General features: G+C 67.8%; 11 protein-coding genes, 1 tRNA gene and 1 pseudogene. 3 read left to right on the top strand and 10 right to left on the bottom strand.

Annotated elements, in window-relative coordinates; translation table 11 throughout:
• Positions 1-56 precede the first annotated feature (56 nt).
• Together BUC15_RS08280 and BUC15_RS08285 are read left to right on the top strand one after the other, a co-directional pair.
• The gene (locus BUC15_RS08280; protein WP_073187041.1) at positions 57-830 is read left to right on the top strand and encodes a hypothetical protein; all 774 of its coding nucleotides are present in this window, start codon (positions 57-59) and stop codon (positions 828-830) included.
• 40 nt (positions 831-870) lie between these two features.
• Positions 871-944 (top strand) — tRNA-Val (locus tag BUC15_RS08285).
• Here the strand turns inward: BUC15_RS08285 and BUC15_RS08290 are convergent.
• The 8 genes from BUC15_RS08290 to BUC15_RS21215 all read right to left on the bottom strand — a co-directional run bounded on the left by BUC15_RS08290 (position 904) and on the right by BUC15_RS21215 (position 8,740).
• The gene (locus BUC15_RS08290; RefSeq protein ID WP_342741720.1) at positions 904-2,811 is read right to left on the bottom strand and encodes a recombinase family protein; all 1,908 of its coding nucleotides are present in this window, start codon (positions 2,809-2,811) and stop codon (positions 904-906) included. The genes BUC15_RS08285 and BUC15_RS08290 overlap by 41 nt on opposite strands.
• Positions 2,780-3,007, bottom strand: a complete 228-nt coding sequence (locus tag BUC15_RS08295; RefSeq protein ID WP_073187042.1) for a hypothetical protein — start codon at positions 3,005-3,007, stop codon at positions 2,780-2,782. The genes BUC15_RS08290 and BUC15_RS08295 overlap by 32 nt, the downstream gene beginning before the upstream one ends.
• Positions 3,008-3,011: 4 nt before the next feature.
• Positions 3,012-3,551, bottom strand: a complete 540-nt coding sequence (locus BUC15_RS08300) for a hypothetical protein (protein ID WP_073187043.1) — start codon at positions 3,549-3,551, stop codon at positions 3,012-3,014.
• 37 nt (positions 3,552-3,588) lie between these two features.
• Complete coding sequence (locus tag BUC15_RS08305; protein ID WP_073187044.1) at positions 3,589-4,029, bottom strand: single-stranded DNA-binding protein; 441 nt, start codon at positions 4,027-4,029, stop codon at positions 3,589-3,591.
• A gap of 80 nt (positions 4,030-4,109) precedes the next feature.
• Positions 4,110-5,885, bottom strand: coding sequence for a type IV secretory system conjugative DNA transfer family protein (locus BUC15_RS08310; RefSeq protein ID WP_073187045.1), 1,776 nt, complete (start codon positions 5,883-5,885; stop codon positions 4,110-4,112).
• Positions 5,882-6,433: a hypothetical protein gene (locus tag BUC15_RS08315; RefSeq protein WP_073187046.1), complete on the bottom strand. Its 552-nt coding sequence runs from the start codon at positions 6,431-6,433 to the stop codon at positions 5,882-5,884. The genes BUC15_RS08310 and BUC15_RS08315 overlap by 4 nt, the downstream gene beginning before the upstream one ends.
• Complete coding sequence (locus BUC15_RS21210; RefSeq protein ID WP_425443337.1) at positions 6,430-7,119, bottom strand: hypothetical protein; 690 nt, start codon at positions 7,117-7,119, stop codon at positions 6,430-6,432. Before BUC15_RS21210 ends, BUC15_RS08315 begins: the two co-directional genes overlap by 4 nt.
• Before the next feature lie 196 nt (positions 7,120-7,315).
• Positions 7,316-8,740 (bottom strand): hypothetical protein, encoded by a 1,425-nt coding sequence (locus tag BUC15_RS21215; RefSeq protein WP_425443338.1) that lies wholly within the window; start codon positions 8,738-8,740, stop codon positions 7,316-7,318.
• A 104-nt stretch (positions 8,741-8,844) separates the two neighbouring features.
• Between BUC15_RS21215 and BUC15_RS08330 the strand changes: the two genes are divergently transcribed.
• Positions 8,845-9,684 (top strand): DUF4062 domain-containing protein, encoded by an 840-nt coding sequence (locus BUC15_RS08330; protein ID WP_245787927.1) that lies wholly within the window; start codon positions 8,845-8,847, stop codon positions 9,682-9,684.
• A gap of 3 nt (positions 9,685-9,687) precedes the next feature.
• Here the strand turns inward: BUC15_RS08330 and BUC15_RS08335 are convergent, their stop codons facing one another.
• Together BUC15_RS08335 and BUC15_RS08340 are read right to left on the bottom strand one after the other, a co-directional pair.
• Positions 9,688-11,157 carry a PrgI family protein gene (locus BUC15_RS08335; RefSeq protein ID WP_073187048.1) on the bottom strand — a complete coding sequence of 490 codons (1,470 nt, stop codon included), beginning with the start codon at positions 11,155-11,157 and terminating at the stop codon, positions 9,688-9,690.
• A gap of 3 nt (positions 11,158-11,160) precedes the next feature.
• Positions 11,161-11,844 (bottom strand): annotated as a pseudogene (locus BUC15_RS08340) (conjugal transfer protein TrbL); the annotation flags it as partial.

An 11,844-nucleotide genomic window follows, 5' to 3' on the forward strand; every position in this document is an offset into this window, starting at 1 on the left:
TCCTGTGAGGGGTCCGTTAGCCTCGTCGACACCCCCGATCGAAGGAGATCTCGAACGTGTCGCGTCGTTGGTTGAACCTGTCTGTGGCAGTCCTGCTCGGCCTCCTCGGGGCCTTGGCCTCCCAGTCGGCAAGTGCCGAGGTCGACGTCTACACCACGCCGGGCGAGCACACTGTCAACGGTCGGCAATGGCAGACGACGTGCTCAAAGTACTCCTCGAATGTCGACCGGTGCCGCACCGAGATCTGGGCCACGACCGTCGCATTCGACGGCCGCAGCTACGTCGAGTCGACCGGTTGGGCATTCAACAACCTCACCTACAAGCCCAGCAGCCGCGCAACCTGGCAGGAATGGAATCCACTCGTCACCCCCGGGACCCACATCGTCGACGGGCGGACCTGGAAGACCGAGTGCGACAGCTCTTGGACCGGCACCAACGGGTGTCGCTCACAGCTGGTGGCCACCGTTGTCGAGAAGACCGCCGAAGGTTACCGGACCACCAACAAGTTCGTGTTCAACAACATCGTCCACATCACCCCAGTGGCCTGCCCGGTGACGCAGGCGCAGGTCCGCACCGCCACCGGGGTGAATGACACCGTGGTGCAGTCCTGCGAGCGGTCCGCCGAGGCCAACACGTGGGCCGCCGCCGACTTCGTCGTGACGCACCCGTCCGGAGAGCAGTACTACTCGACGGCGTTCTTCCGCCTCAGCGGCGGCGAGTGGGCCTACGCGGCACACGCGGGGGCGGACCCGTCGACGATCTGCGAATGGGTCGGCCGGGTGAAGGTGCCGACAGATCTGCGGGATCACGTCCCGTACTGCGCGGCCTGAGTGGCCTATCGGTCGGGAACTGGCTAACCTTGTCTCGCCCGGGCGCATAGCTCAGTTGGTTAGAGCGTCTGCCTTACAAGCAGGATGTCGGGGGTTCGAGTCCCTCTGCGCCCACCGCACGCACAAGGCTCGAACCCTTGCCAACGGAAACGTTGGTCGAGGTTCGGGCCTTGTTCGCGTCCGCGGCCCAGGTCAGAGCGTTGGCGTTGACCTGCGGATCGAGCAGCATCTCGAAGGGGCGGTTGTGCTCGACGCGAAGCTCGTTGTCCTCGTCGATGAAGACCTTCGTGAAGAACGCCTGGTTGCACAGACGCCGGTTGGTGTCGTCGCAGCGGGTGTAGATGTCGGCGCAGTTGGCGAGCAGGCCGAGGGCGTCGTCGAGGTGGGCTCGGGCGTCGGCGTAGTCGCCGAAGTGGGCGTCGATGCGGCGAGTCACTTGGTCGAGTTCGGCGACGATGCGGTCCTGCTCGCGCTTGAGCACCGAGAGTGGAATCGCGTCGGCGTAGTGCGCTTGCATGAGGCGGTCCTGCTCGCCTTCGAGCCGGTCGCGGTTGGTGGTGAGGCGTTCGAGTTCCTCGGTTTCAGCAGCCATGAGCCGGTCGAACTCATGGTGGAGCATCCCTGCGAGCGCGTCCTGCTGGGCGGGCGTGATCTGGACGCGGGTGTAGTAGTCCTCGATGAGCTTCTCGACATCTTCGATGAGCATCGCCTGGCGTGTGCAGTCGGTGCGCTTGGAGTGCCGACCGGAGCACACGAAGTAGCAGTAGACGTTGCCGTGGCGGTTCTTCGCGTTGGAGACGATGAGCCTGGAGCCGCACTGGCCGCAGTGGATGGTGCCTTTGAGGTAGTGGCCGTGGACTTGGGTTGCCTCGACGGCGCACTGGTGCGCGGTGAGCACGGACTGGACCTGGTACCAGACCTCGGCGGGCACCAGCGCCGGGTGGTTGCCCTTGTAGCGGGTGCCTCGGTAGATGACATCGCCCTTGTAGTAAGGGTTGGTCAGGAGCCGATGGATGGTGGACACCGCCAGCGGCTTCGCCGGCCTCTTCGGCGTGGGCAGGCTGCGAAGCCCGCGCGAGGTGAGCTCGTCATGGAGCTGGCTGACGCTCCAGTTGCCCGAGGCGTAGGCCTTGAACGCCCACTCGATCATCGGCGCTCGCTTGGGATCGAGCTCGATGGTGCGAACCTCACGGCCGAGCTCATCGCGCTTGCGAACGTTCAGGTACCCGATGGGCGCGCGCCCGTTCGTGCCGCCGCCGATGGCCTTCTGGTTCATACCCTTGGCGACCTCGGTGGCGAGGTTGCGGGAGTAGAACTCGGCGATCGTGGACATGATGCCGTGCAGCAGCATCCCCGAGGGGGTCTCGTCGATGTTCTCGGACGCGGACACGAGCATGACCCCGCACTGTTGGAGTGCAAGGTGGATGCTCACGTCGTCGGCGCGGTTCCTGGCGAGCCGGTCGACCTTGTGAACGATGCAGTACGCGACCTTATTGGCCTTGACGTACTGGATCATCCGCATCAGCTCGGGCCGGTCAGACGACTTGGCTGAGGCTCCCGCGTCGACGAACTCCTCGACGATGCCGGCGCCGAGCTGTTCGGCCTTACGCCGGGTCGCTTCGCGCTGGGCGGGGATAGAGAAGCCCTCGTCGGTCCCGCCCTTCTCTGCCTGCTCGCGGGTCGAGACCCGCAGGTACGACACGGCGGCAGCCGCAGTCTTGGGCGGGTCGATGAGGCTGGCTGCCGGATCGTCGGCAATGGTGGTCATCGGGGGCTCACTCTCACGCGGTTCGACCCTCGCGCTCCCACTGTTGATGGGAGGAGTGTTGATCGTGAGAGCAGCCTGTGAAGGCTGTAGGGCGAGACCCGATGGTCTCGGTGCGTGTTGCCCGCCGAGCGGCGAGGTTTGGGCCACAACACCCCGCATCGCGAGGCTTGCAGGGTTCATTCTACCGGGCGGCTTCAGAGGCGGCCAGGCCATCCGGTGCCGCCCGGTAGGTGTCGGGCACCCGCTCGGCCTCGCGGACCGCGCGGCTTTCGCCGGTCTCCTGCAACGTCAGCCGGATGAGAACCTCGGCGAGCTTGTGCAGGTCGGCGCGTTCGCGGTGGACGGCCCGGACGGAGAACGACCGCTCCTCGTAGGGGCGACGGTCGGTCTTCTTGGCATAGCGGCTCACCGGTCTACGGACCCTCGTCGTCGGCCAGGTTGGCGTAGAACTCGTCTTCGGCCTCCTGGCGCTTGCGGACTTGGGCGATGACGAACTCGACGAACTCGGTGTCGCGGTCGGTGAAGGTGAAGTCCTGGATGGTGGGCGCTGGGTCCTCACCGGGCCATGCAGCTTGCCGGGTCGGGCGGTCGCGGTCCCCACGAGTCCCGCAAGCGGTGACCCAGTAGCGAAGCCGCTCGCGCGCGTCGGCGAAGTCGCGGTGCCAGCCGAGCGGCGCTGATGCGTTCTGCTCGGGGTCGTAGGCGCCGAGCCAATGCAGGTGCAGCGCCGACAGCTCCCAGACCATCTCCGGGTGGTGGTGCCAGAACGGCGGCACCACCGCGACGGTGAGGCCGTAGGTGCGTCGCAACCAGTCAACCCACCGGTTCAGCGCGAGCCATTCCTGCTCCAGCTCGTGCGCCGTCAGCAGGTTCCAGTTCACGGGGTGCGGCGGTTCGGGCATGTCCGCGTTGGTGACGCGGGGCGGCCCGTCGAAGACGTCCGGCTCATCCATCTCATGCTGATCCTTCATGGTGCTGTGGCTCCCGAACTCACATGCTGACCGGGGCGTGCGCCGCGGTTGCTGCTCGCTGCGTCGGGTCGTACACCGCTGCGTCCCGGCCGACTCCATTGCGCGGCGTCCGGTCCACCTCGTAGCGGGTCCGGGCGGCGTCGTGGCCGATCTTCTTGGCGACGAACTCTTCGCCCTCGATCGCCTGACCGTTGCGCTCGTAGTTCACCGGTCGCGTGTAGCCCTCGGCGACGAAGTTGTCACCCTGGGCGAAGTTCGCGTGCGCGTGCTCGGCGGAACGCCCGAACATCACCAGGTGGTGGTAGGTCGTCTCGGTCTGCGTGAACGAGCCGTTGTCCTCGCGACGGAAGTGCTCCTTGCCGATACGGGCGAAGAACCGAGCGTCTCCCTTCGCCGTCTCGGTGAGCAACGGCTCCGACGCGATGAAGCCTGACAGCGATTCCTGGGTGTGAATGGCCATGATGGCCTCCTCCTGACTTGGGCGACCAACTGCGTGTGGTCGCTCTGCCAGGCAGGTGCGCCCCGGTCTCCCAAGCGTCGTCAGGACGCGGGGCGGTGACGCAGAAGTGCTTCGAGTTCGTCGCGGTCGCTGCGGAGCTGCGCGGCGTCGGGGCGGGTCGGCCAGGCGCGCAGATCGGTGACGATGGGTGGTGCGGAGCGAAGCATCGTGATGCCGGTGCCGAACGGCAGGGTGCGGATGCGGTCGGGCGGCAGGACTGGGACGCGGCGGATCGAGCGTTGGTTGGAGCGGGTGCCGTGGTCGCCGAGGGTCACGCTGTCGGTGTACTCGTCACGCTCGCCGATGAGGGTGGAGAGGTCTTGGAGGTCGCGACTGTTCGACGCGCCGCCGAGGATGATCTTGACGATGCTGGCGTCCCAGATCGCCCCGGCCTGATGCTCGCTCCACCTGTCGCGCGCTTGGGCGAGGGACTGCAAGACCGGCATCGTCGTGATCCCGGTGCCGCCGCCTTCGGCCATGAGCGTCGGCAGGGACGGCAGCGGGGCGAGGTTTCCGATCTCATCAAGCGCAAGCAATAGCGGCGGGTCGAGCCGCGCTCCGGGTGAGCGTGCGGCGAGTCGGCGGGCGGTTTCGATGAGGTCTTCGACGAATGCCGCGACCAACGATGCGGAGGCTCCCGCTCCGGCGCCGGTGGCGAGCAGGTACAGGGTGCCTTGCTCGGTGAGGAAGGTCTCGGGGTCGAAGTGCTCGTGCGGGCCCGGCGTGACCGCATCGAGCACGCGCGGGTCGGCGAGGGCGGCGAGGGCGAGGGAGACGCCTTGCCAGATGCTGTCCCGGGTCTTGGGGTCAGCGTCGATCATCGCGGCCAGCGAGTCGTCCCAGCCCATCGCCGCGTTCGGGTGTGAGTTGAGGATGGCGACGGCCTCCGACGCAGCGCTGGGGTCGAGGGTCCACCTGAACAGCTCGGCCGGTTGACGACCGTCGAGCGCGGCAGCGTGCAACAGACTCTGGAGCGCGGTGCGGGTCTTGCCTTCCCAGAACCCGCCGGACTCGACCCCGCCAGCACTGAGACCCGTAGCAGCGGCGAGTCCGTTGGCGCGGATCATCGCGGTCAGTGGATCGTCGCAACCGCGAATGGGTGACCAGCGCAGCCCGGCGGGGATGCCTTCGGCCAGGCGCTGGGGGTCGAACACGGCGACCGGGCCCCTGCGGCGTCGGGCGCGAAGCGTCGCGGTGAGGTTGTCGGGCCTGGTGCTGGTGGTGACGACCGCTCCGGGTGCGTCGAGGATCGCGTTGATGGCGACATGCAGGCCCTTGCCTGAGCGGGGCGGGCCGATCAGCAGGATCGAGTCTTCGACCGATGCCCAGACCTTCGTTCCACGGCTGGCACCGAGCAGGTAGCCGACATCCTGTGGTGCTGGCGACTGCAAGGAGGGCCGCAGGGTGGCCGCGCGGTGAAGCAGTGCCTTGGCGGATGCTGCGGTCTTGACTTCATGGCTGGTCGCGATCCCGGCCAGTCGGTGCGGGTCGGTCTCTGTCTTCCGCGTGTGTCGGCGTAGCACGATCCATACCCAGACGATCCCGGCGGCGAGTCCGCCGAGCAGCGCCGCGCTGACGAGCCAGTAGACGACCGGGTTGAGCCCGTCTGCACCGAGCGCGGTCGCCGGGTCGCCCGGGTTGAACAACACAGCGAGCCCCGCCGCTGCGCCGGCCTCGGGCTGGGGTGTGCCGGTAAGGAACGCGGCGACGTTGCCAGCGGCGCGGAGAACGAGAGCGATCCCGAACATGCCCATCAGGCCAATCAGGGCGGCGTTGGTGAGTTCGTCGCCCATGCCCCCGGCCTGCCGCTGGTTCATGTCAACGGCCGCACCGCGAACGTGCCCGAGGTGCGCCCGAACAGGATCACCTCGCACGTGCTCGCGTCGGGCAGATCGTCGAGGTCAATGAGCGTCCGGGCTTCGCCGGTTCCGGTGGCGTCGGTGTGGGAGACGATCGTCGCGACGGCGACATCCTCGCCGGGGACGAACCCGCCCGCGGTGACCTCGGCCAAGCGCGGCATCCGTCGGGCGTGACGGCTCCGACGAGTCTCCGGCACCGGGTTCTCGGTCGGTGCCGCTGCGCGTCGGGGCTTGCGGGTGCGGAGGATCTCGATGAAGACGCTGCCATCGTTCTCGCGCACTTCGACCCGGACCGCGATGGTGCGGTCCTTGGTGATGGCATCCATGAGCGGCCCGAACGTCGCCCGCGTCCAAGCGCTCCCGTCCGGCGACGCGAACGGTGTCCCATCGACCGTGGCGGTGAGGGTGCCGTCTTCTGCGACGGTGACGAGGACGTGCGGCAGCTCGACGGGAGCCGCGGCATCTTCGTCGCTTGGGCCTGATCGGCGCGGGTCGGTGAGGTTCATCGGTGGCCTCCTGCTGCGCGGCTGCTGGTGTCGAACAGGGCGAGTTCGTCGGGGTGGAGCTGGTGTTGGCAGACGAAGCTCCTGGCCTTGATCCGCCACAGGCCTTGGCCGACGCCGAGGTTCGGCAAGAGCTGCTGCTCGGTGCCGGTCAGGCCGAGCGCGGTCGCGGTCGGCCCGAGCTGGTCGGACTCCTGCCGGTACACGATCCGCGTCTCGGCGTTCGCGAGTAGTGAGTTGGCCAGGGAGCGCATGGCGGAGCCTTGGTCGCCCACGTTGTCGAGGTCGGTGAGCTTGTGGAAGATCAGCATGTTCGCGATCCCGTAGTGCCTGGCGAGTCGCCAGTGCGCATCCATCCGCCGCAACAGCGCGGGATGGGACATGAGCCGCCAGGCCTCGTCGTAGATCACCCACCGCTGCCCGCCGTTCGGGTCGAGCAGCGCAGACTCCATCCACGCCGACGAGCACGTCATCAACACCGAGATCAGGGTCGAGTTCTCGGTGACCCGCGAGAGGTCGAGCGAGATCATCGGCAACGACGGATCGAACTCGACCGTCGAGGGCCCATCGAACAACCCGGCCAGATCACCGGCCACGAGACGGCGCAGCGCGTGGCCGACGAGCCTGCCGTCCTCGGCCAGCCTGCCGTCGGCATCTGCGCTCGGGGCGAGGATGCGGTCGACGACCATCGGCAGGTCGGCACATCGTTCTCCCGCACCGTCTGAGTCAGGGCGATGTCGATCGCGGTGTGCTCCAACGGCGACAAACCCCGCGCGAGCACGGTCTCCGCGAGCGCACCGATCAGGTCACGCCGCCGGGCAGCGACTGTCGGGGCCCACTGCTCGTCCGGCAGCCCGCTGGGCCGGTGGCCCTCGTCGAGCGGGTTCAGACGAGTGTTGAGGCCGTGCCCGAGCACGATAGCGCGTCCGCCGACGGCATTAGCGACCGCGGTGTGTTCACCCTTCGGGTCTCCGGGCACGTACACGCGCCGCCCGAACGGCAGCGACCGCGTGTAGAGCGACTTCGCAAGCGATGACTTGCCGGAACCGACGATCCCGGCCAGCACCACGTTGGGCGCGGTAATGATGCCGCGTGCGTAGAGCACCCACGGGTCGTAGACGAAGCTCCCACCCGAGTAGAGGTCCTGGCGACGAACACGCCATCGGCACCGAGACCGCCCTCGGCGACAAACGGGTACGCGCCCGCCAACGTCGCCGACGTGTCCTGATGCCGCGTCAGATGGAACCGGCCCGGAGTGCGCAACCGCGCAGCACCCGGCTCGCCCGCCTTCGGCAGGTAGACCGTGGCGCGCCGCTCCGCTTGCTCCTCCTCAGCCTTCGCCTTCGCGACGGCGAGCACGGTCCTTCGCTGCTCAGCGTGGAGCCGTGCCTGTGCTTTGCGGCGCTGCTTGCGGAGCTTCCGCCGTTCCTTCGACGGGGTCACCAGAACCGCGGTGTGTAGCCGCTCCCGATCCTCGGTCACAGTCCCAGCCCCCGCGCCTGCTTGACCGCCGTGATCTTGGCCGGCTCGAACCACGACCCATCCCGCTTCGCCGTCGGCAGGTCGGCGCGTTCCGGGGCACCCGGTGACGAGTACGACACCAGCAGCTCCGGCCCAGCCTTGCACCGGCTCGGGCTCGACCTGTTCAGCATCCTGGGACTCTGCCTCCGGTTCGGTGTAACGACGCAGCAGCGAGACGTAGCCGACGTGCGGGTTGACGACCAGCGCGTAGTCGCCCGAGAGCGCCACCCGGTCGTTGGTGCCCTCGCCGGGTTCGTCGTACACGTACCCGTTCTCCAGCGCGGCCTGCGTAGTCTCGTCGCCGTAGTCCCACTGCGCGAGGTAGTCCACCGCATCGACATGCCCCAGTTCGCCGAGGATGCGCAACGGCCTGTCGGCCTCCTCGCCCTGGAGGAACACCACGTTGACCCACCGCGACGGCGCGGCCTCCTCGACGGCGGGCTCGGGGTGCCAGGCGATCCGTCCCGCAGCGACGAAGCCTTCCGCGAGCCGGTCATAGGCCCGGTCGACGAGGTTCGCCGCCTGCCGTAGCTCTTCCGCAGCAGCGAGCGCGTCCCGCACTCCTGCCTCGTGGTTGCCAGCGTCGTTGAAGGCGTGCGCGGCCTTGCGCTCATGAACGTCGGCGATCTGATCGAGCACCTGCCGCAGCGACCGCATCCCCGAGGACAGATCACCGATCACCCCATACATCTCGGCGGGCTGATCGAACCCCCAGCTCGCGTGGGCCAAGCCCCGCAGCGCCTCGGACGCCTCAGCAGCATCGGCAGTCGAATCGAAGAACGTGGGCATGGTCGGCCTCCTGGATCGCCGGAGTTGGGTCACCATCCAGGTGCGCCCTCCAGGCCGATGTCAGTGCCGCCCCATAGCCTTAAGGCATGAGTTTCTCTGCCTCCGTGCTGCGCGTCATGATCGCCTCACCGTCGGACATCCCCGATGCCCGCGATGCCGTTGAGGCAGCGATCAACGATTGGAACAATGCCAACGCAAAGAGCAAGCAAGTGGTGCTGCTTCCTTGGCGGTGGGAGACCTCCTCGGTCCCCGTCCTCGGTGACCACCCGCAGTCACTCATCAACGCTCAGGGCGTCGACGAATCTGACATCGTGTTCGCGTTATTCGGCAGCCGGCTCGGCTCTCCGACCCCGGATGCGGTGTCCGGAACGGTGGAGGAGGTTGAGCGCGCGGTGGATAGCAGCAAGCCCGTGCACCTCTACTTCTCGACGGCAGCGCTCCCTAACGATGTCGATACGCGCCAGCTGGATGGTCTCCGCGAGTTTCGAGCCGAGATCAGCCAGCGTGGACTGCTGGGTGAGTTTGCCACCACTGCGCAGCTCGGACACGAGGTGTGGAAGGCAATCGAGTACGACATCGCGCAGCTTGACCTCGGTGTGCCAGTCCTACAGTCAGGAACCCGTGGCGTGCGATTCTCAGCGCAGCCGCAGCAGGAACGCGAGGTGAAGAGCTACGACAATAAGGGGAAACCTCGCTACTCGAATCGTCACTGGATCGAAGTCACCAACTCCGGTGACAAGGACGCCACAGACGTCGTCTTCGAGTCTGTTGGTGACGACTCCAGCATGATGCTCGCTGGAGCTGATACGCCCACCGTCATCCACGCCGGCCAGACACGAAGGATCAATGTCTTCCACCACATGGGCGGCGGCGACCCTGACATCCTCCGTATCCGCTGGACCGAGAACGGCGAGCCGAACGTACAAGACTTCCACGTTGGTTGATCGTCAGACCCGACGGCACAGCGGAAGCGCGGCGGCGGTGAACGCGGCTGCTTGCTGTCCGACGAGGAGCCGGGTTTCGCAGGATGCCTGGATCGCGGCTTGTTCGATGGCGGCGACGGCGGCGTCGAGTTCCTCGATGGTGGGTGCGGAGACGGCGATGAGGCCGGTGTCGCGGAGGATGCCGTGTCCGGCGGTGAGGTCGGCTTCTTGCTGGAGCACGTCGTGGTACTCGGCGGTCTGCGTGGCGTCTTCGATCTGGCCGATTTTCGCGCGCTGGGCCTGGTCGGAGATGTGCTCGACCTTCTTCTTGCGGATGTCGCGAGCAGCAGCATCGGAGCGCATCGGAGTGCAGATCAGTGAGAACGACCGCTGGATGCCGGTGGACAGCAACACCGGCGACAGGAACCCCGGATACACCAGCGACCTGGGCCACTCGCTGACCCAGAGCACCGCGTGGTGAGCAGAGTCGGTGCGCAGCCTGCCCCAGGTCTCGGTGACCGCAACCGGCCCCGCAGTCGCAAGCGACTGGCCAAGCCTCCCATGCCGTTCCAACGTGGCAGCGATAGCGGGGTCATAGGCAGAGCGCAGCATCACCGCAATCTGTCCAGGCGTCAGCCACCCTGATGGCGACAGATCGGCAGAGCGCAGCGCTGCGACGAGGGTCTTCATCTCTTGCCGCAGCACGGCGGCAGCACCGCGTATCCCGCCTCCCGCGGTCCTGATCTGCCGAGCGCTGGTCTTCATGTCCAGTGACAGCGAGAGCGTGGTTGCGTGGCGTTCGCCGGCAGGTCCGGCGCGGTCGATGAGTTCGGCGTAGGTGTCGGCCGCCCACGAGCAGTCCGGGGTGCCGTGGGTGGCCCACCATTCGGCCAGTCCGGTGCCGGAGTCAGGGAGGGTGCGTTCGAGGACTTGCAGCGTCGCGATCCGCCCGGAGCGGCAGACGGTGGCGAGCACGCGGCCCCAGGAGCTGACGCGGCGTTCCTGTTCGCCGGGATCGAGGAGCACGAACGCGGGATGGGTGACCTCGCACACCACGGTCAAGGTTGCGGCGTGGGGGTCGTGGATCATCCCGGCACCTGTGTCGGGGTCGGTGTACTCGCGCAGTCGTGCCATGTCGCCGGGCAGGGCGAGGGTTCCGACGGGGCGCGGGACGACGATCCTGCGCCGGTACAGCAGTTGCCCGCCGGTGGTGCGCCACAGCCACCAGCAGGCGATGGGCAGCCACTCCACGATGGGCCTGCCTGCGATGGGTATCCAGGTCAGCGCGGCGGCGAGTACCCAGATGGGGGCGGTGTAGGCGAGGAGCATCCCGCCGCCGGCGTAGAACGCGCCGATGAGCGTGGCACCGCCGATGGCGAGCGTGATGAGCTGGGTCAGCGACAGGCCGAGGAGGACGCCGCGGCGGGTGAGGCGGGAGAACTTCACCGGCACGAGTTCGCCCGCGGTGGGACGGTCGTGGTTCGTGCTGCTCATCGTCTACTCCTTCGGTGAGCGTGGCGCGGGCGGCGGGGGCTGCTTCGGCGGCGGTGACGGGTCGGTGCTCGGCGGGCGTGGTGCCGGGCTCGACGGCGGTGCCGCTGCTGTGGCGGCGGGCGGTGGCGGTGTCTGCGCGGCTGCGTCGGCGGCGTGCTCGCCCTGGGCTCCCAACGCGGTTCCGGCCTTCGGCCCTGCGGTCGCGGCACCCTTGGCGACACTCGCCCCGACCACCACACCCGCCGCGACGGGACCGGCCGCCGCTGCGCCACCCCCGCCTGCTGCTGCAGCTCCACCACCGGCTGCACCTCCGCCGCTCGCGGCGGGTGCCGGTGCCGGGGTCTTCGGCGGTGGCGGTGCGCTACTTCCTCCACCAGAGCCTCCGCCCGCGCTACCGCCGCTGCTGGTTCCGTCGAGCACTTTCTTCGGATCGCCGCCGCCTTGCGGCTTGGACGGGACGGGGATCGGCCGGTTGAGGGCGCTCTTGGCGTCCTGCTCGGAGCCGATCGCGTGGTACATGTCGAATCCGACGAACGCGATGAACTTGTACGTGAGATAGGGCGCGAATGCGGCCATCGCCATCAGCACGATCCCCGCGATGGGATCGCTGACCGAGGCGAGGTCGGCGTCGATCGGTGCGGAGACCTGGGTGATCGCGACGAGGAACATCACGACGAGCACGAGCTT

The sequence above is a fragment of the Tessaracoccus bendigoensis DSM 12906 genome (assembly GCF_900141915.1).
Classification (GTDB): domain Bacteria; phylum Actinomycetota; class Actinomycetes; order Propionibacteriales; family Propionibacteriaceae; genus Arachnia; species Arachnia bendigoensis.

What these genes read in the sequence shown, in the direction of transcription:
- BUC15_RS08315 (WP_073187046.1), bottom strand. Translation starts at nt 6,433, where the DNA reads ATGAACCTCACCGACCCGCGCCGATCAGGCCCAAGCGACGAAGATGCC.
- BUC15_RS08335 (WP_073187048.1), bottom strand. Translation starts at nt 11,157, where the DNA reads ATGAGCAGCACGAACCACGACCGTCCCACCGCGGGCGAACTCGTGCCG.
- BUC15_RS21215 (WP_425443338.1), bottom strand. Translation starts at nt 8,740, where the DNA reads ATGCCCACGTTCTTCGATTCGACTGCCGATGCTGCTGAGGCGTCCGAG.
- BUC15_RS08300 (WP_073187043.1), bottom strand. Translation starts at nt 3,551, where the DNA reads ATGGATGAGCCGGACGTCTTCGACGGGCCGCCCCGCGTCACCAACGCG.
- BUC15_RS08290 (WP_342741720.1), bottom strand. Translation starts at nt 2,811, where the DNA reads ATGGCCTGGCCGCCTCTGAAGCCGCCCGGTAGAATGAACCCTGCAAGC.
- BUC15_RS08310 (WP_073187045.1), bottom strand. Translation starts at nt 5,885, where the DNA reads ATGAACCAGCGGCAGGCCGGGGGCATGGGCGACGAACTCACCAACGCC.
- BUC15_RS08305 (WP_073187044.1), bottom strand. Translation starts at nt 4,029, where the DNA reads ATGGCCATTCACACCCAGGAATCGCTGTCAGGCTTCATCGCGTCGGAG.
- BUC15_RS21210 (WP_425443337.1), bottom strand. Translation starts at nt 7,119, where the DNA reads ATGGTCGTCGACCGCATCCTCGCCCCGAGCGCAGATGCCGACGGCAGG.